At 68.4% G+C, this 24,067-nt stretch carries 26 protein-coding genes; 16 read left to right on the top strand and 10 right to left on the bottom strand.

Annotated features, from left to right (window positions below):
- Positions 1 to 19 precede the first annotated feature (19 nt).
- From JWP60_RS19330 to JWP60_RS19320, 3 genes are all read right to left on the bottom strand, one after another.
- Positions 20 to 631, bottom strand: a complete 612-nt coding sequence (locus tag JWP60_RS19330; protein WP_299795010.1) for a DNA-3-methyladenine glycosylase — start codon at positions 629 to 631, stop codon at positions 20 to 22.
- Between the two features lie 132 nt (positions 632 to 763).
- The gene (locus tag JWP60_RS19325; protein ID WP_299795020.1) at positions 764 to 1,240 is read right to left on the bottom strand and encodes a peroxiredoxin; all 477 of its coding nucleotides are present in this window, start codon (positions 1,238 to 1,240) and stop codon (positions 764 to 766) included.
- 123 nt (positions 1,241 to 1,363) lie between these two features.
- Positions 1,364 to 1,738 carry an Mth938-like domain-containing protein gene (locus JWP60_RS19320; protein WP_299795008.1) on the bottom strand — a complete coding sequence of 125 codons (375 nt, stop codon included), beginning with the start codon at positions 1,736 to 1,738 and terminating at the stop codon, positions 1,364 to 1,366.
- Positions 1,739 to 1,837: 99 nt separating this feature from the next.
- Here JWP60_RS19320 and JWP60_RS19315 point away from each other — a divergent pair, with 99 nt between their 5' ends.
- The 8 genes from JWP60_RS19315 (at position 1,838) to moaE (ending at position 9,562) form a co-directional block, all read left to right on the top strand.
- Positions 1,838 to 3,064, top strand: a complete 1,227-nt coding sequence (locus JWP60_RS19315; RefSeq protein ID WP_299795006.1) for a pyridoxal phosphate-dependent aminotransferase — start codon at positions 1,838 to 1,840, stop codon at positions 3,062 to 3,064.
- An 11-nt stretch (positions 3,065 to 3,075) separates the two neighbouring features.
- Positions 3,076 to 4,122, top strand: a complete 1,047-nt coding sequence (locus JWP60_RS19310) for a DUF1176 domain-containing protein (RefSeq protein WP_299795004.1) — start codon at positions 3,076 to 3,078, stop codon at positions 4,120 to 4,122.
- Complete coding sequence (locus JWP60_RS19305; protein ID WP_299795002.1) at positions 4,119 to 5,441, top strand: homoserine dehydrogenase; 1,323 nt, start codon at positions 4,119 to 4,121, stop codon at positions 5,439 to 5,441. The genes JWP60_RS19310 and JWP60_RS19305 overlap by 4 nt, the downstream gene beginning before the upstream one ends.
- A gap of 8 nt (positions 5,442 to 5,449) precedes the next feature.
- A complete protein-coding gene (gene thrC / locus JWP60_RS19300) occupies positions 5,450 to 6,892 on the top strand; it encodes a threonine synthase (RefSeq protein WP_299795018.1) in 1,443 nt (480 codons plus the stop codon).
- On the top strand, positions 6,889 to 7,422 hold the full coding sequence (mobB, locus tag JWP60_RS19295; protein ID WP_299795000.1) for a molybdopterin-guanine dinucleotide biosynthesis protein B: 534 nt from the start codon (positions 6,889 to 6,891) through the stop codon (positions 7,420 to 7,422). The genes thrC and mobB overlap by 4 nt, the downstream gene beginning before the upstream one ends.
- Positions 7,419 to 8,648 carry a gephyrin-like molybdotransferase Glp gene (gene glp, locus JWP60_RS19290; RefSeq protein WP_299794998.1) on the top strand — a complete coding sequence of 410 codons (1,230 nt, stop codon included), beginning with the start codon at positions 7,419 to 7,421 and terminating at the stop codon, positions 8,646 to 8,648. Before mobB ends, glp begins: the two co-directional genes overlap by 4 nt.
- Before the next feature lie 181 nt (positions 8,649 to 8,829).
- Entirely contained in the window at positions 8,830 to 9,081 is a 252-nt protein-coding gene (gene moaD, locus JWP60_RS19285) for a molybdopterin converting factor subunit 1 (protein WP_299795016.1), read from the top strand.
- A 7-nt stretch (positions 9,082 to 9,088) separates the two neighbouring features.
- Positions 9,089 to 9,562 carry a molybdopterin synthase catalytic subunit MoaE gene (gene moaE / locus JWP60_RS19280; RefSeq protein WP_299794996.1) on the top strand — a complete coding sequence of 158 codons (474 nt, stop codon included), beginning with the start codon at positions 9,089 to 9,091 and terminating at the stop codon, positions 9,560 to 9,562.
- A 35-nt stretch (positions 9,563 to 9,597) separates the two neighbouring features.
- Here the strand turns inward: moaE and JWP60_RS19275 are convergent, their stop codons facing one another.
- Complete coding sequence (locus tag JWP60_RS19275) at positions 9,598 to 10,569, bottom strand: Bug family tripartite tricarboxylate transporter substrate binding protein (RefSeq protein WP_299795014.1); 972 nt, start codon at positions 10,567 to 10,569, stop codon at positions 9,598 to 9,600.
- A 29-nt stretch (positions 10,570 to 10,598) separates the two neighbouring features.
- Complete coding sequence (locus JWP60_RS19270) at positions 10,599 to 11,108, bottom strand: MarR family transcriptional regulator (protein ID WP_299794994.1); 510 nt, start codon at positions 11,106 to 11,108, stop codon at positions 10,599 to 10,601.
- Positions 11,109 to 11,198: 90 nt separating this feature from the next.
- Here JWP60_RS19270 and JWP60_RS19265 point away from each other — a divergent pair, with 90 nt between their 5' ends.
- The gene (locus tag JWP60_RS19265) at positions 11,199 to 12,164 is read left to right on the top strand and encodes a tripartite tricarboxylate transporter substrate binding protein (RefSeq protein WP_299794992.1); all 966 of its coding nucleotides are present in this window, start codon (positions 11,199 to 11,201) and stop codon (positions 12,162 to 12,164) included.
- A 27-nt stretch (positions 12,165 to 12,191) separates the two neighbouring features.
- Here JWP60_RS19265 and JWP60_RS19260 read toward each other — a convergent pair whose 3' ends face one another.
- Positions 12,192 to 12,758 (bottom strand): hypothetical protein, encoded by a 567-nt coding sequence (locus JWP60_RS19260; protein WP_299794990.1) that lies wholly within the window; start codon positions 12,756 to 12,758, stop codon positions 12,192 to 12,194.
- Between the two features lie 103 nt (positions 12,759 to 12,861).
- Here JWP60_RS19260 and clpB point away from each other — a divergent pair, with 103 nt between their 5' ends.
- From clpB to JWP60_RS19245, 3 genes are all read left to right on the top strand, one after another.
- Positions 12,862 to 15,486, top strand: coding sequence for an ATP-dependent chaperone ClpB (clpB, locus tag JWP60_RS19255; RefSeq protein ID WP_299794988.1), 2,625 nt, complete (start codon positions 12,862 to 12,864; stop codon positions 15,484 to 15,486).
- 260 nt (positions 15,487 to 15,746) lie between these two features.
- Positions 15,747 to 16,388 (top strand): response regulator transcription factor, encoded by a 642-nt coding sequence (locus JWP60_RS19250; RefSeq protein WP_299795012.1) that lies wholly within the window; start codon positions 15,747 to 15,749, stop codon positions 16,386 to 16,388.
- Between the two features lie 79 nt (positions 16,389 to 16,467).
- Entirely contained in the window at positions 16,468 to 16,605 is a 138-nt protein-coding gene (locus tag JWP60_RS19245) for a DUF3096 domain-containing protein (protein ID WP_299794986.1), read from the top strand.
- On the opposite strand, the gene JWP60_RS19240 is transcribed toward JWP60_RS19245, so the two are convergent.
- A complete protein-coding gene (locus JWP60_RS19240; protein WP_299794984.1) occupies positions 16,606 to 17,391 on the bottom strand; it encodes an SDR family oxidoreductase in 786 nt (261 codons plus the stop codon).
- A 235-nt stretch (positions 17,392 to 17,626) separates the two neighbouring features.
- Here JWP60_RS19240 and JWP60_RS19235 point away from each other — a divergent pair, with 235 nt between their 5' ends.
- Positions 17,627 to 18,058 carry a hypothetical protein gene (locus JWP60_RS19235; protein ID WP_299794982.1) on the top strand — a complete coding sequence of 144 codons (432 nt, stop codon included), beginning with the start codon at positions 17,627 to 17,629 and terminating at the stop codon, positions 18,056 to 18,058.
- Between the two features lie 90 nt (positions 18,059 to 18,148).
- The gene (locus tag JWP60_RS19230) at positions 18,149 to 20,155 is read left to right on the top strand and encodes a S9 family peptidase (protein ID WP_299794980.1); all 2,007 of its coding nucleotides are present in this window, start codon (positions 18,149 to 18,151) and stop codon (positions 20,153 to 20,155) included.
- Here the strand turns inward: JWP60_RS19230 and JWP60_RS19225 are convergent.
- The 3 genes from JWP60_RS19225 to JWP60_RS19215 are packed head-to-tail and all read right to left on the bottom strand — an operon-like array spanning position 20,143 to position 20,997.
- Positions 20,143 to 20,622, bottom strand: a complete 480-nt coding sequence (locus JWP60_RS19225; protein ID WP_299794978.1) for an NUDIX domain-containing protein — start codon at positions 20,620 to 20,622, stop codon at positions 20,143 to 20,145. The two genes, JWP60_RS19230 and JWP60_RS19225, sit on opposite strands and share 13 nt — an antisense overlap.
- Before the next feature lie 22 nt (positions 20,623 to 20,644).
- Positions 20,645 to 20,812 (bottom strand): hypothetical protein, encoded by a 168-nt coding sequence (locus JWP60_RS19220; RefSeq protein WP_299794976.1) that lies wholly within the window; start codon positions 20,810 to 20,812, stop codon positions 20,645 to 20,647.
- Positions 20,809 to 20,997, bottom strand: a complete 189-nt coding sequence (locus JWP60_RS19215) for a hypothetical protein (RefSeq protein WP_299794975.1) — start codon at positions 20,995 to 20,997, stop codon at positions 20,809 to 20,811. The genes JWP60_RS19220 and JWP60_RS19215 overlap by 4 nt, the downstream gene beginning before the upstream one ends.
- Before the next feature lie 205 nt (positions 20,998 to 21,202).
- Between JWP60_RS19215 and JWP60_RS19210 the strand changes: the two genes are divergently transcribed.
- The gene (locus JWP60_RS19210) at positions 21,203 to 22,444 is read left to right on the top strand and encodes an MFS transporter (RefSeq protein ID WP_299794974.1); all 1,242 of its coding nucleotides are present in this window, start codon (positions 21,203 to 21,205) and stop codon (positions 22,442 to 22,444) included.
- Between the two features lie 50 nt (positions 22,445 to 22,494).
- On the top strand, positions 22,495 to 24,067 hold a 1,573-nt coding region (locus tag JWP60_RS19205), incomplete at its 3' end, for an AAA family ATPase (RefSeq protein WP_299794973.1).

Here is a 24,067-nt window from a genome sequence, read left to right as displayed (position 1 = left end):
CAATATGCTCTTCTGACGGCTACGAATTGGACTTCAAGGCGAGGCGCTTCGGTCCCGAGACGCACGGGTTGCCATCGATGAGATAGCGGAGCGGACGCTCGGTCGCTTTGCTGATCCCGATCCGTGGCGTGGCCACGAGGCTGGGGACGACGTAGCCATCGTCGCGAAGCTGCAGGTCGGAGTCGTCATCGAGCAGATCGATGCCATTGTGGCTGGCGCGTGTCAGTCCGAAGGCCTGGCAGAGACGTCCGGGACCGGACGTGAGCAGGCGTGGAACCGCCGTGGAGGCAAGACCACGCGCGTGGGCCATCTGCGGCAGGCCAGCCAGGGGTTCCAGCGCGCGCACCAGCAGGCTCCCCGCATGCCCCTCCGGCTCGCAGGAGATATTCAGGCAGCTATACATGCCGTAGACGAAGTAGACGTAGGCGTGGCCGGCTGGCCCGAAGAGCACGGCGTTGCGGGCGGTGCGGCCCGCAGCGGCATGGGCGGCGGGGTCGTCCTGGCCGAAGTAGGCTTCGACCTCAACGATGCGTCCCACCAGCAGAGTGCCGGAGGCGCGCCGCACCAGCAGCTTGCCGAGCACATCGCGCGCCACCAGATCGGGCGCGCGCTCGAAGAAGCTTCGCTGCATGAGACTGCCGGGCGGCATGGTGGAAGGAGGGGAGCGACGGGTCAAATGAAGGGCCTGCGGCGTGAAGGGCCTGCGGCGATGATAAGCTGCCGCGCTGCCGGCGAGCGTCGACTGGTTGCCGTCCCGCTATGCCTAGGCCCTGACTGCAGGCGACTTGGCTAAGGCCAGAACCTCTTCGGCGTGCCCCTCCGGCTTCACCTTCTCAAATATGTGGAGGAGCTTGCGGTCCGGCCCGATGAGGAAGGTGGTGCGCTCGATGCCCTTCACTTTCTTGCCGTACATGATCTTGTTCTTGACCACGCCGAACATGTGGCACATCTTTTCCTCGGTGTCCGCGATCAGCTCGAAGGGCAGTTCCAGCTTGGACTTGAATTCGTCGTGCGACTTCATGTTGTCGCGCGACACGCCGAACACAACGGCGCCGGCCTTCACGAAATCCTTGTACTTGTCGCGGAACTGCATGGCCTCGGTGGTGCAGCCCGGTGTGTTGTCCTTCGGATAGAAGTACAGAACGACGATCTGGCCCACGTGGGATGCGTTGGTGACCTTGATGCCGCCGGTGGCGTTCGCCTCGAATTCGGGAAGGGGTTTGTTGACAACGATCGCCATAGAGTCCTGGTGCTGGTGTGGTTCTGTGTGACAGTCTTTGCTCGCGTTGGCGGGACAGGCGTCGCGCAGGCCCGGCCGCAACAGGAGATTTTACAGCGAAAAGGCTAATTGCCACCTGCCCAATCAGCTCACCGTATCGAGCAGGAGGGCCACTGCGACTTGGCGCCCTTCCTGCGCCAGGATGTTGTAGGTGCGGCAGGCCGCCGGCGTGTCCATGGTCTCGATGCCGATGCGCCGCTGCGCCAGGGGGGCGAGCCACGCCGGCTGGGGGAAGCGGATGCGGGCGCCGCTGCCGAAGATCACCACTTCGACCTGCAATTGCGCCAGCTGCGCAAAGTGCTCGGGCGCCAGCGCCTCGAAGCTGCCCGCCCACTCGAAGCGCTCGCCGTGCGAGCCGATCACGACGTTGTGCGTGATCTTTTCGGGCCCCACGCCGACCCAACCGGGGCCGTAGCCGGTGATGGTGGGGGCGTCGGATTGATCGGGCTGCAGTTTCAAGGGGCGAGGAATGGAAAGGTTCGCGGCGGCCGGCTGGAGTGTGCCGGAGTTATGGTCAAATTATAGGTTTCGCCTCGAGCCACCGCCCCGGGAGGGCCTTTGAAGACCGTCCAGAAATCCACCAAGCTCGCCAACGTCCTGTACGACATCCGGGGTCCCATCATGGACGCCGCCCGGCAGATGGAGGAAGAGGGCCACAAGGTGATCAAGCTGAACATCGGCAACCTCGCCGTGTTCGGCTTCGATGCGCCCGAAGAGATCCAGCAGGACATGATCCGCAACCTGCCCAATTCGGCGGGCTACTCGGACAGCAAGGGCATCTTCGGCGCCCGCAAGGCCGTGATGCACTACACCCAGCAGCAGGGCATCAAGGGCGTGACGCTCGACGACGTGTACCTGGGCAACGGCGCCAGCGAACTGATCGCCATGGCCACCAACGCACTGCTCAACGAAGGCGACGAGCTGCTGCTGCCCTCGCCGGACTACCCGCTGTGGACCGCCTGCACGGCGCTCTCGGGCGGCACGCCCGTGCACTACATGTGCGAGGAGGCCAATGGCTGGATGCCGGACCTCGACGACATCCGCCGCAAGATCACGCCCGCCACCAAGGGCATCGTCGTGATCAACCCGAACAATCCGACCGGGGCGCTGTACTCGGAGCAGCTGCTGCGCGAAATCGTGGCCATTGCCCGCCAGCACGGCCTGGTGATCCTGGCCGACGAGGTCTACGACAAGGTCCTGTACGACGAGGTGCGGCACACGGCGATCGCCAGCCTGTCGGAAGACGTGCTGACGCTGACCTTCAACTCGCTGTCCAAGAGCTACCGCTCCTGCGGCTATCGCGCGGGCTGGATGGTGGTCTCGGGCGATCGCAAGGCGGGCGCCGACTACATCGAGGGCCTGACCATGCTCTCGAACATGCGGCTGTGCGCCAACGTGCCGGGGCAGTGGGCGATCCAGACGGCGCTGGGCGGCTACCAGAGCATCAACGAGCTGATCGCGCCCGGCGGCCGCCTGCGCCGCCAGCGTGATCTGGCGTACGAGCTGATCACCGCGCTGCCGGGCGTGAGCTGCGTCAAGCCGCAGGCGGCGCTCTACATGTTCCCGCGGCTCGACCCCAAGCTCTATCCGATCGTCGACGACCGCCAGTTCCTGCTGGAACTGCTGCAGGAAACGCGCGTGATGCTGGTGCAGGGCACCGGCTTCAACTGGCCGCAGCCGGACCACTTCCGCATCGTCTTCCTGCCGCACGAGGATGACCTGCGCGAGGCGATCCAGCGCATCGGCCGCTTTCTCGAAGGCTGGCGCAGGCGGCACAGCCGCTGACGCGTCCCGCCATGCACAGGTTCGCCTTCGGGCTGGTGCTCGCCCTGTCCGCCCTGGGCGGCCCTTGCCTGGCGCAGGGCCTGTTCTTCGAGCAGGACGACTGGCAGCTGGTGTGCGACAACACCCGCACCTGCCGCGCCGCCGGCTACCAGGCCGAGGGCGTGGAGCCGGCCGTGTCCGTGCTGCTGACGCGCGAGGCCGGGCGCGGGCACGCCGTCACCGGCCAGGTCATGCTGGGGCCGCTCGATGCGTCATCGGCGAAACTGCCGCCGCTCACGCTGCAGATCGGCGGCAAGGCCTTGGGCCCGCTGGCGGTCACCGGCGCCGAAGAGGCGGCCGTGTTGTCACCCCCCCAGGTTGCCGCCGTGCTGGACGCGCTGGTGCACACGGCGGACATTGCCGTGGCCGGCGGCGGGCAACGCTGGCATCTCTCGGGCGCCGGCGCGGCCGCCGCCCTGCTGAAGATGGACGAGGCGCAAGGCCGGCTGGGGACGCCCGGCGCGGTGGTGCGCAAGGGAACGCGGCGCGAAGACGCCGTGCTGCCGCCCTTGCCCAAGCCCGCGGTGCAGGCGGTGGCCCTGCCGCCGGCACACGCCAGGGACGCGCGGCTGGTGGCCACCATCCTGCCGCGGCTGCGTCCCTCTCCCAAGATCTGCCCGGACTACAGCGAGCCGGCGGAACCGGCGAAAATCTGGCGACTGGACGGCGGCAAGCTGCTGTTTTCCATGCGTTGCTGGCTGGCCGCGTACAACGCGGGCTACGGCTACTGGGTGGTGAACGACAAGCCGCCGTACCAGCCGGTGCTGGTCACCACCGATGGCACCGACTTCGAGCCGGAGACCAGCCGCATCATCGCGATGCAGAAAGGCCGCGGGCCGGCCGACTGCTTCTCCATGGAGCAATGGGTGTGGGACGGCGCGCGCTTCGTGCACACCGCGTCCGGCACCACCGGCCTGTGCCGAGGCGTGACGGCCGGCGGGCCGTGGGACCTGCCCACGCTCGTTACCGATGTGCGGCCGCCCGCGGACCGCAGGACAACCGAGGAAAAGAGAAAGTGAAACCGATTCAAGTCGGCCTGCTGGGCATAGGCACCGTGGGCAGCGGCGTCTTCAATGTCTTGAAGCGCAACCAGGCCGAGATCAAGCGCCGCGCCGGCCGCGGCATCGAGATCACCATGGTGGCGGATCTCGACACCGCCCGCGCCGAGGCGGTGGTGGGCGCGAACGCCCGCGTGGTCAAGGATGCGCGCGAGATCATCGCCAACCCGGACATCGACATCGTGATCGAGCTGATCGGCGGCTACGGGATCGCGCGGACGCTGATGATGGAGGCCATCGCGCACGGCAAGCACGTGGTCACCGCCAACAAGGCGCTGCTGGCCGTGCACGGCACCGAGATCTTCGCGGCCGCGCACGCCAAGGGCGTGATCGTTGCCTTCGAGGCCGCGGTGGCGGGCGGCATCCCGATCATCAAGTCGCTGCGCGAAGGCCTCACCGCCAACCGCATCGAGTGGATCGCCGGGATCATCAACGGCACCACCAATTTCATCCTGTCGGAGATGCGCGAGAAGGGGCTCGACTTCGACGTGGTGCTCAAGGAGGCGCAGCGCCTGGGCTATGCCGAGGCTGACCCCACCTTCGACATCGAGGGCGTGGACGCGGCGCACAAGGCCACGATCATGAGCGCCATCGCCTTCGGGGTGCCGGTGCAGTTCGACAAGGCCTATGTCGAGGGCATCACCAAGCTGTCGAAGGTGGACATCGAGTACGCCGAACAACTGGGCTACCGCATCAAGCTGCTGGGGATCACGCGCCGCACCGACAAGGGCATCGAGCTGCGCGTGCACCCGACGCTGGTTCCGTGCAAGCGCCTGATCGCCAACGTCGAAGGCGCGATGAACGCGGTGGTGGTGCAGGGCGACGCCGTCGGCACCACGCTGTACTACGGCAAGGGCGCGGGCAGCGAGCCGACCGCCAGTGCGGTGATCGCCGACTTGGTCGATGTCACGCGCCTGCACACCGTGGACGCCGCGCATCGCGTGCCGCACCTGGCCTTCCAGGCCGACCAGATCAGCGACGAGACCATCCTGCCCATGAGCGAGGTCGTCACCAGCTACTACCTGCGCCTGCGCGTCGCCGACCAGGCAGGCGTGCTGGCCAAGGTGGCGAGCCTGCTGGCGCACGCGGGCATCAGCATCGACGCGATGCTGCAGCGCGAAGCCTCGGCCATCGGCGGCCAGGGCTCGACCCAGACCGACCTGATCCTGCTGACGCACAGCGTGCGCGAAGGCACGATGAACGAGGTGATCGCGCAGATGCAGGGCCTGGCCACCGTGCTGGCGCCGATCACGCGCATCCGCAAGGAAGAACTCGCGTGACCGGTCCGATCCTGTACGTCTCCACCCGCGGCCACCCCGACCGCAAGCACTTCTGCGAGATCCTGCTGGAAGGCCTGGCCCCCGATGGCGGGCTGTACCTGCCGGAGAGCTATCCCCAGGTCAATGCCGCCACGCTGGCGAAGTGGCGCACGCTCTCGTATGCGGACCTTGCCTTCGAGATCCTCTCGCTCTACATCGACGATATTCCGGCCGACGATCTGCGCGCGCTCGCCCGCAAGACCTACACCGAGCAGGTGTACGGCACGAAGGAAATCGTGCCGCTCAAGAAGCTGGAAGACGGCGTCTATCTCGAGGCGCTGTCCAACGGCCCGACGCTTGCCTTCAAGGACATGGCGATGCAGCTGCTGGGCCACCTGTTCGAGTACGAGCTGGCCCGCCGCGGCGAGGAGCTGAACATCCTCGGCGCCACCTCGGGCGACACGGGCAGCGCCGCCGAATATGCGATGCGGGGCAAGCAGGGCGTGCGCGTCTTCATGACGTCGCCGCGCGGGCGCATGAGCCCGTTCCAGCAGGCGCAGATGTTCAGCCTGCAGGACGCCAACATCCACAACCTCGCGATCGAGGGCGTGTTCGACGACTGCCAGGACATCGTCAAGGCGGTGTCGAACGACCTGGACTTCAAGCGCAAGTACCGCATCGGGACGGTCAATTCGATCAACTGGGCGCGGCTGGTCGCGCAGGTGGTGTATTACTTCGCGGGGTATTTCCAGGCGACGGAGCGCCCCCACCCCAACCCCCCCCCGGAGGGGGAGGGAGCCATGCCCAAGGTCAGTTTTGCCGTGCCATCGGGCAACTTCGGGAACATCTGCGCCGGTCACGTGGCGCGCATGATGGGACTGCCGATCGACCGGCTGGTGCTCGCGACCAACGAGAACGACGTGCTCGACGAGTTCTTCCGCACCGGCGTCTATCGCGTGCGCGGGAGCAAGGAAACGCACGAGACTTCCAGCCCCTCGATGGACATCTCCAAGGCCAGCAACTTCGAGCGCTTCGTGTTCGACCTGCTGGCGCGCGACGGCGCCAAGCTGCGCTACCTGTTTGCCGAGGAGCTTGCCGCCAAGGGCCAGTTCACGCTCGGGGCCGAGGTGCTGCAGGCACGCGAGCACTACGGCTTCGTCTCCGGGCGCAGCACGCATGCCGATCGCCTCGCGACCATCCGCGATACCTATGAGCGCTTCGGCACCATGATCGACACGCACACCGCCGACGGCCTGAAGGTCGCGCGCGAACACCTGGATCCGCGCGTGCCCATGATCGTGCTGGAGACGGCCTTGCCGATCAAGTTCGCGGCCACCATCGTCGAGGCCCTGGGCCGCGAGCCCGAGCGGCCGGCGAAGTTTGCCGGCATCGAGGCCCTGCCCAAGCGGGTGACCGTGCTGCCCGCCGATGCTGCCGCTGTCAAGCAGTTCATCGCGACGCACTGCGCATGAAAGTCGTGGGCTTTTCCGGCTATTCCGGTGCGGGCAAGACGCACCTGGTCGAGCGGCTGATTCCGGCCCTGCACATGCGCGGGCTGCGCGTGTCGGTGGCCAAGCATGCGCACCACGACTTCGACATCGATCATCCCGGCAAGGACACGTACCGCCATCGCGCCGCCGGCGCCTTCGAGGTGGTGGTCGCGTCCGACCGCCGCCTGGCGCTGATGCGCGAGTTCGAGCAGCCCGTGAAGCTCACCGTGCACCAGCTGCTGGCCGAGCTGTACGAGGGCGTCGACTGGGTGCTGGTGGAGGGCTTCAAGGAGAGCGACGTGCTCAAGGTGGAGGTGTGGCGGCCCGAGTCCGGCAAGCCGGCGCGCTATCCGCACGACGACTTCATCGTGGCCATTGCCACCGATGCGCCGCAGAGCCTGCCCGAGCCGACCCTGAGGCCGGTGCTGGACCTCAATGACCCCGATGCGCTCGCGCAATGGCTGGTCGAGAATGGAGACCGCTTCGAGTACGACCCGGAGAGACACGCGTGAACGCAACCCGCCCCCCGCTGCGCCCGCTGGACGATGCCCTTGCGGCCCTGCTCGAACAGGCACGGCCGCTGGCCGGCGCCGAGTCCGTCGCTACCTTCGATGCCGACGGGCGGGTGCTGGCCGAAGACCTGGTCTCGGCCCTGCAGGTACCGCCGCAGGACAACAGCTCCATGGACGGCTATGCCGTGCGCCGCGGCGAGATCGCCGATGAAGGCGTGCCGCTGCCCGTGAGCCAGCGCGTGCCCGCCGGGACGGCGCCACAGCCGCTGCAGCCCGGTACCGCCGCGCGCATCTTCACCGGGGCGCCGGTGCCGGCCGGCGCGGACGCGATCGTGATGCAGGAAGACACGGAGTCGCTCGCGGATGGCCGCGTGCGCATCCTGCGCATGCCGTCCGAGGGCCAGTGGATCCGCCGCAGCGGCGAAGACATCACGCGCGGCAGCACGGTGCTGGCGCGCGGCGAGCGGCTGGGCCCGCCAGCGCAGGGACTCGCCGCCAGCATCGGCCGCGACCGGCTGCAGGTGGCACGGCGCCCGCGAGTGGCGCTGTTCTCCACCGGCGATGAGCTCGTGATGCCGGGCCAGGTCGCGCCCGAGGCAATGCCGCCGGGCGCCATCTACAACTCCAACCGCTTTTTCCTGCGCAGCCTGCTGCTGCGCCTGGGCTGCGAGGTGCGCGACTTCGGGATCGTGCCGGACCGCCGCGACGCCACCGTGCAGGCGCTGCGCGCTGCGGCCGCCGACAACGACCTGATCCTCACCAGCGGCGGCGTGTCCGTCGGCGAGGAGGACCACATCAAGCCGGCGGTGGAGCAACTCGGTTCGCTCGCCCTGTGGCAGATCGCGATGAAGCCGGGCAAGCCCTTCGCCTACGGCACGGTGGGGCAAGCTCATTTCATCGGCCTGCCGGGCAATCCGGTCTCCAGCTTCGTGACCTTCCTGCTGCTGGTGCGGCCCTTCCTGCTGAAGCTGCAGGGAGCGACGCAACTGTGGCCCGTGGCCCTGCAGCTGCCGGCGCACTTCGACTGGCCGCGACCGGACAAGCGCCGCGAATTCCTGCGCGCCCGCCGCAATGCGGCGGGCGGCGTGGAGCTGTTTGCCAACCAGAGCTCCGGCGTGCTGACGTCCACCGTCTGGGCCGACGGCCTGGTCGATGTGCCGGCGGGTGCCACCATTGCGCACGGGCAGGCGATGCGCTTCCTGCCGCTGGCGGAGCTGCTCGCATGAGCCGCCGGGCCGCCCCAAGGCGAATAGTCCCGCAGCGCGTAGTGCGGAGGGTAGTCCAGTGAGCCCGCCGGGCCGCCCCAAGGCGAATAGTCCCGCAGCGCGTAGTGCGGAGGGTAGTCCAGTGAGCCCGCTGGGCCGCCCCGAGGGCGAACACCTGGAGGCGAGGCCGGAGGGTGCTTCCGTGAACCTGCGCGTGAAGTACTTCGCGTCGGTGCGCGAGGCGGTGGGGCAGGGCAGCGAGGCGCTGCAGACGCGCAGCGAAACACTGGGCGCGTTACGCGATGAACTGATCGCGCGAGGCGAGCCCTATGCCTCGGCGCTGGCCCGCGGCAAGGCGGTGCGCATGGCGCTGGACCAGGTCATGAGCGACGAGCCGGCAGTGCTGCGCGAGGGCTGCGAGGTCGCGTTCTTTCCGCCGGTCACAGGCGGCTGAGGCGGGCATGGGCGCGCGCGTCTCCATCCAGACCGAAGACTTCGACGTCGCCGCGGAGATCGCTGCGCTTCGCGGTGGCGATGCGGGCGTCGGTGCGGTCTGCAGCTTCATCGGCACGGTGCGCGACCGCAATGACGGCAGCGCGGTCAGCGCGATGGAGCTGGAGCACTACCCCGGGATGACCGAGAAGGCGATCGAGCAGATGATCGACGAAGCCCTGCGCCGCTTCGACCTCCGCGGCGTGCGCGTGATCCACCGGGTCGGTCCGCTGCAACTGCAGGACCAGATCGTGCTGGTGGCGGTCACGTCGTCGCACCGCGGCGAAAGCTTCCAGGCCTGCGAATTCCTGATGGACTACCTGAAGACGCAGGCGCCGTTCTGGAAGAAGGAAAGCACGCCGGAGGGCGAGCGCTGGGTGGATGCGCGGGTGGCGGACGATGCGGCGCTGAAGCGCTGGGGCATCGAAAGCAGCAACGGCTGACGCCTCTTGCTCCCTCCCCTTGCGGGCGAGGGAAACTACTTCGCCTGGAAGCCGCTCGCCTTGATGATGCGTTCCCAGCTCTGCGTATAGCCCTTCACGCGGTTCGCGAACAGCGACTGCGGCTGGTAGTCCACCGCCAGGCCCATGCCGACCAGTTTCTCGCGCACATCCGGCATCGCGATCACCTTGAGCATCGCCTGGTTGAAGCGGTCCAGCACGGCGTGCGGCGTGCCGGCCGGCGCAAAGATGCCGTAGTAAGGTAATTCCTCGAGGCCAGGAACGCCCAGCTCCGCGAAGGTAGGCACATCGGGCAGGATCGCCTGGCGCTTGTCGCCGATCACCGCCACGATGCGCAGCTTGCCGGCCTTGTGGTTCTCGATGAAGTCGGGAATCGAGGCGACGCCCGCCTTGATCTGGTTGCCCAGCATGTCGCCCATCATGGGCGCGCTGCCACGGTACGCCGCCGCCTGCAGGTCCAGCTTGTACTTGCTGGCCAGCATCCCGACCAGGAACTCGGGGATCGAGGCCGGCGCGGGAACGCCGATGGTGTCCTTGCCGCCTTGCTGGCGCACCCAGGCCACGTAATCGGGCAGCGACTTGCCCGGCGTGCCGCCGGACAGCGCCAGCGCATTGGCGAAAGTCGCGAAGCCGGCGACCGGAATGAAGTCCACTGCCGGATCGAAGCCCGGGTTCTTCGTCACCAGCGGCAGGATGGAGATCGTGTGGTCGTGGCTCAGGAAGAAGGTGTGGCCATCGGGCGCCGCCGCCTTCAGCGCCTGGGCCGCGATCTGGCCGCCGGCGCCGGCGCGGTTGTCGACGATGACGGGCGCGCCGAGTTCGTCCTTCAGCTTGTCGGCCAGGATGCGGGCGATGGCGTCCGTGCCGCCACCGGGCGGGAAGCCGACCAGGATGCGGATCGGCTGCGCGGACTGCGCTTGCGCGAGGCCGGCGGCAAAGGTGAACAGGCCTGCCAGGAGCAGGCGGCGCAGGGATTGGAAGCGGAGCATGGCCATGCGTCGAGCATAAGCGGTACGGCTCAGGCCGCCTGACGCGCCGCTGGCGAGCGCGGCGGCACGAAGGCGGCACGGGCCTCGTCTTCCAGTTCACCGGTCAGGAGCTGCAGCAGCGCGATCAGCTGCTCCTGCTGCTGCCGGTCCAGCGGCGCCATCAGTCGTCGATACGCCTTCTCGGCGGGCTTGCGCGCCTGCCGCAGCAGCGCCTCGCCCTGCGCCGTGAGGCTCACCGAGACATTGCGCCGGCTCGTGTGCGCCGGCCCGCGCTCCAGCAGCCCGCGCGCCTGCAATCCTCGCAGCACGCGCAGCACCGTCACCTTGTCGAAGCCCAGCGCGCGAGCCAGATCGGACTGGCCCATGCCAGGGTGCGCCTGCAGCACGGTCAGCACGCCGAACTGCGCCGGCGTCAGCCCCACGTCGCGGCAGGCATCCTCGAACACGGCCGCCGAGATCTGGTGGGCGCGGCGCAGCAGGAAGCCCGGGCGCGCATAGAGGCGCGAGAGGCTCAGGGCGTTCTTGGGCGAGGCGGCCAAGCTGCTTCCAGGTTCCGGGTATGCGCGGATTGTGCCTCGCGACCGGCCGCGAATAATCGTTAGCATGCCAACGGGAAAGGCGGTTGACCCATGAAGTTCCTGCTGCGCGTGGCGCTCGCCGCGCTGGCATTTCTTGCGCTGCAGGTGGCCGCCCAGGGCCTGTCGACCGGCATTCCTCTCAAGCTGGTGGTCCCGTTCACGCCGGGCACCGGCATCGACATGATCGCGCGCACGGTCGGTCCGCGCCTGGGGCAGCGGCTGAATCGGCCCGTGGTGGTCGAGAACAAGGCAGGCGCATCGGGCAACATCGGCACCGAGTTCGTGGTGCACTCGCCCGCCGATGGCAACACCCTGCTGGTCAGCGTCAACACCCTGGTGATGAATCGCGGCCTCTATCCGCAACTGCCCTTCGACCCGGTCAAGGACCTGGTGCCCGTGTCGCTCACCAGCTGGGGCCAGTTGATCCTGGTCACGCCGCCCTCGACCGGATTCAAGACGGCACAGGACCTCGTGGCCGCGGCACGGGCCCGGCCCGGCAAACTCAATTACGCCAGCCCCGGCATCGGCACGCCGCACCACATGTCGATGGAGCTGTTCAAGCAGACGGCGGGCGTGTACCTCACGCACATTCCCTATCGCGGCACCGCGCAGGCGCTGACCGACTTGCTGGGCGGGCAGGTGGATGCGATGTTCCTGCCGATCCACGTCGCCTTGCCGCAGATCAAGGCCGGCCGGCTGGTGGCGCTGGCCATCGGCAGCAACAAGCGCCATCCCCTGCTGCCCGATCTGCCGACACTCAAGGAGGCGAACGCTGGCGACGTCAACGTCGACATGTGGTACGGCATCTTCGCGCCGCCCGGCACGCCGCCCGACCAGGTGGTCAAGCTCAATCGCGAGCTGAAGGACATCCTCGCCGCACCCGAGGTGCGCACCGCCTTCGAGTCGCAGGGCATGGACCCGGCCTCGAGCTCACCCGACGAATTCCGCCGGCTGGTCACACGGGACGCCGATCGCTGGGCCGCGCTGATCCGCGCCGCCCATATCAAGGCCGAGTGATGCGCGCTGCGGTGGTCGGGCAGTGACTCAGTTCAGGTAACGGGGACGGCCCGGGTCGCCTTCCTCCGCGGCCGACTCGGGGCCGCTCACCGGCACGAAGGGCTCGCGCCACTGCGACTGCAGCATGGCCTGGTCCAGCAGGTGCATCAGGCCCTGCATCAACTTCGGCTGCATCTCCATCTGGTAGCTGCGCGGCTTGGCAGAGCCGTTGGGTGGCCGCTCGTTGAAATTCAGGCGCAGCGGGCCGCTGGCCATCGGTGTCGCATCGACGTCGGTCACCAGCAGGGGCTCTTCGACCTGCGGCTGTTCGCCCTCCTCGTACGGCGTGTCGAAGTCGGCGTGCTGCAGGAACTCCTCCTTGCGGAACTCCGCCAGCATCTTCTTGAGTTCGGGGTTGGCGCCCGCAAGTGAAGCACCGGCGGATTCGAGCTTGAGCAGGTGCTCGGTCAGCAGCTTCGACAGCAGCGGCCACAGGCCCACCATCAACCGGCGCGTGAGCCACATGCGCATCTCTTCGCCTTCGGTCGTGTTGACGCGCATGAGGATGCGGTCCTGCTCGGGCAGGTAGGTGACCGACATCTGGTGGATCTGCATGGTCTTTTGATTCTAGTCACGCCCCTTGCGGCGAAGGGCGGCCTACAGTGCGGGGCTTGAAAAGTACCGCTCTACGCTTATCTGGGCCGTAACGGAGTATTTCATGCGACTCGACAAACTCACCACCAAGTTCCAGGAAGCACTGGCCGATGCGCAGAGCCTTGCTCTGGCCAACGACCACGCCTACATCGAGCCGGCCCACCTGCTGGTGGCGATGCTGCGGCAGGAGGACGGCCCGCGGGCGCTGCTGCAGCGCGCCGGCGTCAACGTGCAAGGCCTGCTGGCGGGGGCCGAAGGCGCGATGCACAGGCTGCCGCAGGTGCAGGGCCAGGAGCAGATCCAGGTCGGCCGCGATCTCGCGGCTCTGTTGCAGCAGGCCGAGAAGGAAGCGCTCAAGCGCAACGACCAGTTCATCGCCAGCGAGAATTTCCTGTTCGCGCTGGCGGACACGAAGCAGGACATCGGCCGCATCGCCCGCGAGAACGGGCTGTCGCGCAAATCGCTCGAGAGTGCGGTCGATGCCGTGCGGGGAGGACAGAACGTGAATTCCGCGGAATCCGAAGGCCAGCGCGAAGCGCTGAAGAAGTACACGATGGACCTCACCGAGCGCGCCCGCATGGGCAAGCTCGATCCCGTGATCGGCCGCGACGAGGAAATCCGCCGCGCGATCCAGGTCCTGCAGCGCCGCACCAAGAACAACCCCGTGCTCATTGGCGAGCCCGGCGTGGGCAAGACCGCGATCGTCGAAGGCCTAGCCCAGCGCATCGTCGCCGGCGAAGTGCCCGAGACGCTGAAGAACAAGCGCGTGCTCTCGCTGGACATGGCGGCCCTGCTCGCCGGCGCCAAGTACCGCGGCGAGTTCGAGGAACGCCTGAAGAACGTGTTGAAGGAACTGGCCCAGGACGAGGGCTCCACCATCGTCTTCATCGACGAACTGCACACGATGGTCGGCGCCGGCAAGGCGGAGGGCGCGATGGATGCCGGCAACATGCTCAAGCCGGCGCTCGCGCGCGGCGAGCTGCACTGCGTCGGCGCGACCACGCTGGACGAATACCGCAAGTACATCGAGAAGGATGCCGCGCTGGAGCGCCGCTTCCAGAAGATCCTGGTGGGCGAGCCGAGCGTGGAGGCGACCATCGCCATCCTGCGCGGCCTGCAGGAGAAGTACGAGGCGCACCACGGCGTCGACATCACCGACCCGGCCATCGTCGCCGCGGCCGAACTCTCGCACCGCTACATCACCGACCGCTTCCTGCCGGACAAGGCGATCGACCTGATCGACGAGGCCGCCTCCAAGATGAGGATCGAGATCGACTCCAAGCCGGAAGCGATCGACCGGCTCGATCGCCGCATGATCCAGCTGCAGATCGAGCGCGAGGCGATGAAGAAGGAAAAGGACGAGGCCTCGCAAAAGCGCCTGGGCCTGATCGAGGACGAGATCGGGCGCCTGCGCAAGGAGATCTCCGATCTCGAGGAGATCTGGAAGTCCGAGAAGGCCGCCGCCCAGGGCAGCGCGCACATCCGCGAGGAGATGGAGAAGGTCCGCTTCCAGATCGAGGAATTCAAGCGCAAGGGCGACTTCAACAAGGTCGCCGAGCTGCAATACGGCACGCTGCCCGCGCTGGAAAAGCAGCTGAAGGAAGCACAGACCGCCGAGACCGAGAAGGGCAAGAGCGGCAAGCCGCAGCTGCTGCGCACGCAGGTCGGGGCCGAGGAGATCGCCGAAGTGGTTGCGCGCGCAACCGGCATTCCGGTCTCCCGGCTGATGCAGGGCGAGCGCGAGAAGCTGCTGCTGATGGAAGACAAGCTGCACGAGCGCGTGGTCGGCCAGGACGAGGCGATCAGCGCCGTGTCCAATGCCATCCGGCGTTCGCGCTCGGGGCTGTCCGATCCGAACCGGCCGACGGGGTCCTTCCTGTTCCTGGGCCCGACCGGTGTCGGCAAGACCGAGCTGTGCAAGGCGCTGGCGAACTTCCTGTTCGACACCGAGGAGCACCTCATTCGCGTCGACATGAGCGAATTCATGGAGAAGCACTCGGTGGCCCGCCTGATCGGCGCGCCGCCCGGCTATGTGGGCTACGAGGAGGGCGGCTACCTGACCGAGGCGGTGCGCCGCAAGCCCTACAGCGTGATCCTGCTCGACGAGATCGAGAAGGCGCACCACGACGTGTTCAACGTGCTGCTGCAGGTGCTCGATGATGGCCGCCTCACCGACGGCCACGGCCGCACCGTGGACTTCAAGAACACGGTGATCGTGATGACCTCCAACATCGGCTCGCACATGATCCAGGCGATGGTGGGCAGGCCTTACGAGGACGTGAAGGACGCGGTGTGGGACGATCTGAAGAACCACTTCCGCCCCGAGTTCCTGAACCGCATCGACGAGACGGTGGTGTTCCATGGCCTGGGCGCCGAGGACATCGCGCGCATCGCGAAGATCCAGCTGCGCGTGCTGGAGCAGCGCCTGGCCAAGATGGACCTGCATCTGCAGGTATCGCCGGCGGCGCTGGAGGAACTGGCCAAGGTGGGCTTCGACCCGGTGTTCGGGGCCCGGCCGCTCAAGCGCGCGATCCAGCAGCGCATCGAGAATCCGCTGTCCAGGCTGATCCTCGAGGGCCGTTTCCCGCCCAAGAGCACGATCCCGGTGGAGGTCGACCCGGTGCGGGAGCCGGGGGTGTTCCACTTCGGCGGCAGCCGCGCGGCGCGTGGCGAGGCGCAGGCGGCCTGAGGCGTCTTTCTTCGCAACAAAGCCGGAGCATCGCTCCGGCTTTTTTTCGGACCTGTCATCCACCAGCCGGTGGTGAGATCGGGCTTGCACATGCGCAAATCCCTTATCCATATGTCGGAGCACGCCTACAACGCGAGTACGCCCGGCGGTACTTAATGGGTCATTGGAGGTCGCCGTTCATGCCGGCCAATGCCCGCCACCTCAAACTGCAACGCCTAGCGGACCCCAACCAGTTGGTTGCCGTACCCACGGGCAAGATGATGGTTGCCGTCGTGCGCGTGGGCATTGCCGACGACCACCCCATCACGCGGGCCGCACTGCGGGCCTACCTCGATGAACAGGAGGGCATCCGGGTCGTGGCCGAGGCTGCGTCGGGGCGCGAGGCCATCGACCTGGTCCGCACGCAAGCGGTCGACGTCCTGCTGCTGGACCTGGACATGCCCGGCCAGAGCGGCATCGACGCGTTGACGATGATCAAGGCCAAGGCCGAGAACGTCGCGGTGCTGGTGCTCTCCGGCTACCCCGAGCACCAGTACGCCGTGCCGCTGATCCGCAACGGCGCGAGCGGCTATCTCAACAAGGCGTGCGAGCCTGGCGAGATCACGAGCGCGATCCGCCGCGTGGCGCAGGGTGCGCGCTACATCACGCCCGCGGTCGCGGAGCTGCTTGCGGCGCAGGTCGTCACGCCCAGCCCGGGTGGCGCCCACGAACAGTTGTCCGCGCGCGAGTTGCAGGTCTTCCTGAAACTGGCGCAGGGCTGCACCGCGGGCGTGGTGGCGGCGGAGCTGTCGCTCAGCGCCAAGACGGTCAGCACGTACCGCGCGCGGCTGATGCGCAAGCTCGATGCGCGGTCGAACAGCGAACTCACGTATTACGCGCTCAAGCACCGGCTGCTGGATTAGGGCCTGTGAACAGGCCCTGGGCCCCCCGAAAAACCGCCGCGCTTGCATACTCGGCCGGCCACAACGAAGGAGCCCCTCCATGCAATACATCCAGCACCTCGGCCCGGTCGCCGCGCTGATCGCCGGCATCCTGATCCTGATCATGCCCAGGCTGCTCAACTACATCATTGCCCTGTACCTGATCATCACCGGGCTGGCCGGTCTGCTGGGTCACTGATCAGCCGGGGGGCGGCTGCTCCATGTAGCGCGCATGGAGCTTCTGCATGCCGCCCAGCCAGCGGTCGTAGTCCTGCCCCTTCGCTTGCAGGTACTTCGCCACCCCGGGGTGGGGCAGGGCCAGGAAGCGTTCGTCGCGCATCGTCTCGATCACGACGTCCGCCACCTGTTCGGGAGTGACGACGCCGTCGATGCCGGCGGAGCCGCTGCCGTCGCGCGTCATGTCGGTCTCCACGGACTGCGGGCACAGGCAGGACACGCGCACGCCTTTGCGGCCATAGGCAATGCGCAGCCACTCGGCGATCGCGACGGCGGCGTGCTTGGTCACGCCATAGGCCGGCGTCTCGACGATGTTCAGGAGGCCCGCGGCTGAAGCGGTGACCAGGAAGTAGCCTTCGCCCCGTTCCACCATCTCCGGAATCACCGCCCGCGCGGCCCACACGTGCGCCATGCCGTGGACGTGCCACATCCTGTCCCAAAGGGCGTTCTCGATCTCCAGCCCACCGAGCGGGCCCAGGATGCCGGCATTGGAGAAGTAGATGTCGATGCGGCCGAAGCGCTCGCGTGCCTTGGCGACCAGCGCCTGGATCTCCGCCTCCTGGCTCACGTCGCAGCGCACCGCGATCGCCTGCGCGCCCAGGCCCTGCGCCACGCCCTGAGCGCGTTCGAGGTTGACGTCGGCAATCACGACGCCGCGTGCCCCTTCCCGGGCGAACCGCCGGGCCATGCCGGCGCCTATGCCACTGGCGCCGCCCGTGACCACCACCACCTTGTCTCTGCTTTCCATGCGACCTCCGATGAGCCGTGCAGTATCGGCGGGCGTGAGGATCGTGCAAGCGCCCAGGGGACATGCGCATGCCGGCGGTGCCTCTGCCGATGGTTGTTTTCGCTCCCGGCGCCGGGAGGGCGCCTGCACCCGGCGGGTACTGCCTCCGACAAGGGCGCGGCTCGTGCGTCCTACGCGGTCGGGCTGGCTGCATCGCGATCATTCGTGCCAGCAACACCAACACGGAGAGACGGTCATGACCGCCATCGCACAGGATTTCTGGCAGGAACAAGCGGACGAACCGGAGGTCCGCATCGACGGGCGCATCGACGTCGCCCGTGAGGATGCCTACTGGCAGAGCGCGCATACCGGCGAGTCCTATTACCGCGCCGAGTGCAATTACGAGCAGGACTACGCGCCCGCCTATTGCGTCGGCTACATCGGCTTCGTCCAGTACGGCGACCGCTTCGAGGAAGCCGAGAAGTCGCTCTGCGCCAACTGGGTGCGCATCAAGGGCGAGTCCCGTCTGACGGTGGAAGAAGCCATGCAGGCCATCCGCGCCGCCTGGCTGCATGCGGCGGCAGGCTCGCAGGTCGCAGATGCCGAGCATGAAGAGGAACCGGTGCAGGCCAGCGTGCCCGCCGGGCCTTCGCGCGCGGCGCGGGAAGCTGCGTACGCCACCGCCTGAGCTTGCGGCCCGCGCGTGCGGCAACGAGCCGCGCGCAGGCTTGGCGGCGTCCTACAAAGGCAAGCGCAGGGCCGCCGCAGGATGGTGCGCATGTCGCAAAAGCCATTCACCATCGAGGACCTGTATCTCCACCAGAAAGTGACGGAACTGGACGCCACGCCCCACATGGCGGCGTGCACGGTCCGTTCCGTCGACCGCGAGAAGGACGGCTATCTCACCTGCATCTGGGGCGTCCCGCTGGATGGCCGCGCGCCGTACCAGCTGACGCGCGGCCCCGGACTGGACAGCTCGCCGCGCTGGTCGCCCGACGGCGGCCGGCTGGCTTTCGTTTCCACCCGGGGCGGCACGGCCGCGGTGCATCTGCTGCGGCTGGAGGGCGGCGGCGACGCCGCGCCGCTCGGCCAGTTGCCGGGCGCCGCGGGGGACTTGCGCTGGGCCGCCGACGGCAAGAGCCTGCTCGTCTCCGCGGCCGTGCCGGTCGACCCGGACTGGCGTGGCGAGCGAGCGAACGGTCGCAAGCCGAAGCAGCGCAAGGTGCAGCCCCAGCTGGCGTGGAAGCTGCCGTACAAGAGCGACGGCATGGGCTACATGCTCACGCGCGAGATCCACTTGTTCCAGCTCGATGCCGCCAGCGGCGAGCACACGCAAATCACCGACGGCCCGTTCGACGTGCTGGCGTTCTGCCCGTCGCCCAACGGCCGCCACGTCGCGTACAACCGCACCCGCGAAGGCCGCTTCGCGCACCGCAGCGACCTGTGGGTGTGCGATGCCGATGGCAGCGGTGCGCGGCAGCTGACCCGGGAATTCGCGACGGTCATGAGTCCCGTCTGGTCACCCGACGGACTGTGGCTGGCCTTCAGCGCCACGCGCGAAGAGGGAGATGCGCAGACCAACCTGTACCTGCTGGAGTTCGCGAGCGGCCGCGTGCAGCGCCTGGGCGACGCCGACCTGCAGGTGAGCGATCCGGAATCCGTGCATTGGGCGGACGACTCGCGCAGCCTGCTGTTCGCGCGCCAGCATCGGGGCCGCCACCAGATCGTGCGCACCGCGGTCGCGGACAGCTCGCTGCAGGTTCTGGTGGCGGGCAATCGCCAGATCGGCGCCTTCGCTCCCGCTGGCGAGGCCATGCTCTACACGATCGACCATCCTTCGCAGCCGAGCGAAGTGCACCTGTGCCCGGCCGACGGCGGCGAGCGGCAACTGAGTGACTTCAATCCGTGGTGGAATGAGCGCTTGCCCATCCTGGCCGAAACCTGGGAATTCCAGGTGCCCGATGGCCGCGGCGGCACCGAGACCATCGAGGGCTGGCTGTTGCGCGCGGAAGGCCGCACCGGTCCGCTGCCCCTGCTGAACGACGTGCACGGCGGCCCGGCCGCCTACGCGCTGCTGGACTTCGACACCAACGTGTACTGGCAGGTGCTGTGCGCCCAGGGCTGGGCGGTGCTGGCACTCAACGCGGTCGGCTCGGCGAGCTATGGCCGCGAGTTCTGCGACCGGCTGGCCGGCCACTGGGGCGAGTACGACCTGCCGCAGCACCTGGCCGCCGTGCAGCAGCTGCGCGACGAGGGCGTGTGCGACGCGCGTCTGGCGATCTGCGGCAAGTCCTATGGGGGCTACCTCAGCGCCTGGACCATCGGCAACACCGCCGAGTTCCGCGCGGCCGTGGTGATGGCGCCCGTGGGCAACATCGAGACCCACTACGGCACCTCGGACGGCGGCTACTACGCCGACCCGTACTACATGGGTTCCAAGGATCGCTTCGACCGGCAGCTCGCCGCGAAGCTCTCGCCGATGGCCCACGTCGAGAAGGCGACCACGCCCACGCTCTTCATGCAGGGCGCAAACGACGAGCGCTGCCCGAAGTGCCAGTCGGAAGAACTGTTCGTGAGCCTGATGCGCGCCCGCAGCACGCCGGCGGAACTGGTGCTGTATCCCGGCGAGGACCACCACTTCCTGGGCGAGGGCGCGCCCTCGGTGCGCCAGGACGCGGCCGAGCGCATCGTCGACTGGATCACCCGGCACGTGCAGCGAACGTCGCCGCCGCCGCAGGCCGGGCAGGCAGCGCGCTCGTCCGCGAAAGCCGATCAGCCAGGCTGACCGACGCCCTGCAGCCACTGCTCCAGCGCGTCCACGAACGGCGCCTGGCCCGCGATCAATTTGCGCCGCGCCATCCCGGGGTCGAACCACTCGACCCGGTCGACCTCGGGAAATGATTGCATGCGGCCGGAGCGCGGCGGCCACTCCATCTCGAAGCAGTAGCTCACCAGGCGCGCGGGATCCGCATCGCCCTCGAAGGCCCAGGCCGTGATGCGCTTGCCGCTTTTCTGGCGCAGTTCGCCCAGCGGCAGGAAGGGCGGCGTGCCGGTGAACCCGGTCTCCTCCTGGAATTCGCGGCAGGCCGCCGCCAGGGGGTCCTCGTCCGGTCCGATCTCGCCCTTGGGCAGGGTCCAGGACGCTTCGTCGCGGCGGGTCCAGAACGGCCCGCCCGGATGGGCGAGCAGCAGTTCCACCGCACCGGCGCGGCGTCGGAACATGAGCAGGCCGGCGCTGCGGATGGTGGACACGTGCCCAGTGTAGGGTAGCGGCTCAGCCGGGGGGAACCGGGTCGCTCGGCTCCGGGCCTTCGGCCATCTTGCGCTGGCGGATCAGCGCCTCCAGCGCGGTGTTGGAGCCTTCACCGCTGCGCTTGCCGTCCTCGTGCGGCTGGGGGTGCTCGCGCGGGCGCTGCTCCTGGTTCGGGCTGCCGCCGCTCATTGCGAAGACCCTCCAGACGGATCCTCGCCGTCACCCGCCTGCCGGCGGTGCTGCTTCGTCTGCGTCTTCAATTGCGCCAGGGCGCTGGCCGCGCCCTCGCCGGAATGGCCGCCTTCCTGGTCCGTGGCGCTCGGGTGCCCATCGGGGTTGCCGTCCTCGGGCCGGGTGTCGTTTGAATTGCTCATTACGCTGATCCCTCCGCTGGCCGATCCAATCCTCGGCCGCCCGCGGATTGTGGGAAACCGGCCGAAGCTCAACGGTCAGAACGCGCTGGTGTTGAATGTAGGAAAAAAACGGTCGACCTTGCCGGATTCAGTCCGCCCGCGCCTGGAAGCGGCTCGGCGGCTGGCCCATGGCCGGAATCGCGGCGGTACCATTACCATCGAAAGGATGACGACGGCCACCAGCACGCTTTCCGCCCCCGCTTCCGCCCCCCTGCGCCAGGACGCGCAAGTGATCGGCCTGGTTGGCATCGCCCACCTGGTCAGCCACTTCGGCCAGTTGCTGCTGCCGCCGCTGTTCCCCTGGCTGAAGGATGCCTTCGGGGTCAGCTTCACGCAGCTGGGATTCGTGATGACGATCTTCTTCGTGGTCTCCTGCGCGATGCAGACCGTCTCGGGATTCCTGGTCGACCGCTTCGGGCCGCGCCCCATCCTGTTCGGCGGCCTGCTGCTGGTCGCGGCCGGTGCCTTCGGTTTCGCGGCCAGTCCCAGCTACGCGGTCATGGCCCTGTGCGCGATTATCGGCGGCGCTGGCAACGGCGTGTTCCATCCGGCCAACTACACGCTGTTGAACCGCAAGATCAGTCCCCGCCGGCTCGGTCACGCGTACAGCGTGCACGGTGTCACGGGCAGCCTGGGCTGGGCGGTGGCGCCGCTGCTGGTGGTGCCCCTGACTCTGGCCTTCAACTGGCGCATTGCGCTGGCCGCGGGCGGCGGCGTCGCGCTCGCCGTGTTCCTGCTGCTGTGGGTGAACCGCGCCAGCCTCGACTTGCCCGCGGCGCCGCGGCCAGCGGCTACCGGATCGACGGCGCAGGAAGGCAGCTTCGACTTCCTGCGCATTCCCGCGGTGTGGATGTGCTTTGCCTTCTTCCTGGTGTACGCCGGCGTGCTCACCGGAGTGCAGGCCTACGCGCCGCAGGCGGCCCGCCATCTGCACGACATGCCCGTGGCCCTGGCCGCCATCTGCGTGACGGTCTTCATGGTGTGCAGCGCCGGCGGCGTGGTGCTCGGCGGCTTTCTGGCCGCCGATCCCTCGCGGTGCGAGCGCGTGGTGGGTGTCGGCTTCGGGGTCGGCATCGTGATTGCCGCGACACTGTCGTTCGCGGCCTTGCCGGCCGTCCTGATCCCGGCGCTGTTCGGGGTCATGGGCTTTGCCACGGGCATCGCGGGGCCTTCGCGCGACATGCTCGTGAAACGTTCCACACCCGAGAACGCGAGCGGCCGCGTCTATGGCGTGGTCTATTCCGGGCTCGACGTCGGCCAGGCGATCGCGCCGCTGATCTTCGGCGCGCTGCTCGATCGCCAGCAGTGGCACGGCGTATGGCTGGTCGTGATCGCGTCGCAAGTGCTGCTGATCACCAGCGCCTTCCGCGTGCGCCGGGTGCGCCGCACGCTTGCCGTCGTGGCTTGACCGGGTCGCTCCACTGGGCGCAGTGATCTGCGCCGGTTATCCTTGCCGGGATGTATGCCGCGTATTTCGGGCTGAAGCAGGAGCCGTTCTCGATCGCCCCCGATCCTCGCCTGCTGTTCATGAGCGAGCAGCACCGCGAGGCCCTGGCGCACCTGCTGTACGGCGTGCAGGGCGGCGGCGGCTTCGTGCTGCTGACGGGCGAGATCGGCGCCGGCAAGACCACGGTCTGCCGCTGCTTCCTCGAGCAGGTGCCGGAGCATTGCAACGTCGCCTACATCTTCAATCCCAAGCTCACGGTCATCGAACTGCTGGAGACCGTCTGCCACGAGTTCGGCGTTGCCGTGGCCTTGCCCGCGCACCGGCCGGCCACCGTCAAGGACTATCTCGATCCGCTCAATGACTTCCTGCTGCAGGCGCACGCGGGCGGGCGCAACAACGTGCTGGTGATCGACGAAGCCCAGAACCTGTCGCCCGAGGTGCTGGAGCAGCTGCGGCTGCTGACCAACCTGGAAACCAGCGAGCGCAAGCTGCTGCAGATCATCCTGATCGGACAGCCGGAACTGCGGGCGATGCTGGCCCGGCCGGAACTGGAACAACTGGCGCAGCGCGTGATCGCGCGCTATCACCTCGGCGCGCTTGGCGAGCAAGAGAGCGCGCAATACGTGCGCCATCGGCTGGAAGTCTGCGGCCTTGAGCGGCCGTTGCCCTTCGACCGCGCGGCCCTGCGCAAGGTGCATGCCGCCAGCGGCGGCGTGCCGCGCCGCATCAACCTGCTGTGCGACCGGGCCTTGCTTGGTGCCTATGCCGGAGGGCAGGGGCAGGTGACGCGGCGCATCGTCACGCAGGCCGCCGCGGAAGTGTTCCCGCGCGCGAGCCAGCCGGCGCGGCCGTGGTCCCGCAGCATGGTGGCCGGCGCGCTCGGCCTGGCCGCTGGCGCGGGCCTGCTGGCGGCGGTGACGCACGTCAGCGAGACGGCGCCTGTGGGCGTGGCCCAGCCGGCGGCACACGTGGCGACACCGAGCCTGGCCTCGCACCCCGCGCCGGTCGCGGCGGCGCCGGTGCGCGTGGCGGCATCGCCAGCACGAACCGCGTTGGTGGCGACCTCGGCAACGACGGCCACCAGTGCGACCACTGCGAGCATTGCGACCTCGGCGACCTCGGCGACCGCGGCGACCTCGGCGACCGCGGCGAGCCCGCCGCCCCAGGCACCCGCGACCCTGCTGCACGACGAGGGCGATGCCTGGCGCGAACTGGCGCAGGCCTGGAAGTTGCCCGCGCCCGTCGGCGAGCCGTGCGAGGCGCTGGCCCGCAGCGGCGTGCAATGCTTCAACAAGGCCCTGAGCCTCGCGTTGATCCGCCAGCTCGGACGCCCCGGCATCGTGACGCTCGACGCCCAGAGCGGCCAGCCCTCCTACGCGATCCTCTCCGCCGTCACCGATCGCACCGCGACGCTGCGGGCAGCGGGCACCGAGCAGACCGTGACGCTGAGCGCACTGGCCGAACGCTGGCAGGGCGATTTCGCCACCCTGTGGCGCGCCCCCGCCGGCTACGAGGGCGGGCCGCGCGAAGGCGAGGGCGGCCCGGCGGTCGAGTGGGTGGCGAGCCGCCTGGCGGCGCTGCGTG

Origin of the sequence: Ramlibacter sp., from assembly GCF_028291745.1 — a bacterium.
Lineage (GTDB): Bacteria > Pseudomonadota > Gammaproteobacteria > Burkholderiales > Burkholderiaceae_C > Ramlibacter.
Note: the sequence above shows the minus strand (reverse complement) of the source record. Positions and strands in the feature narration are given on the sequence as shown.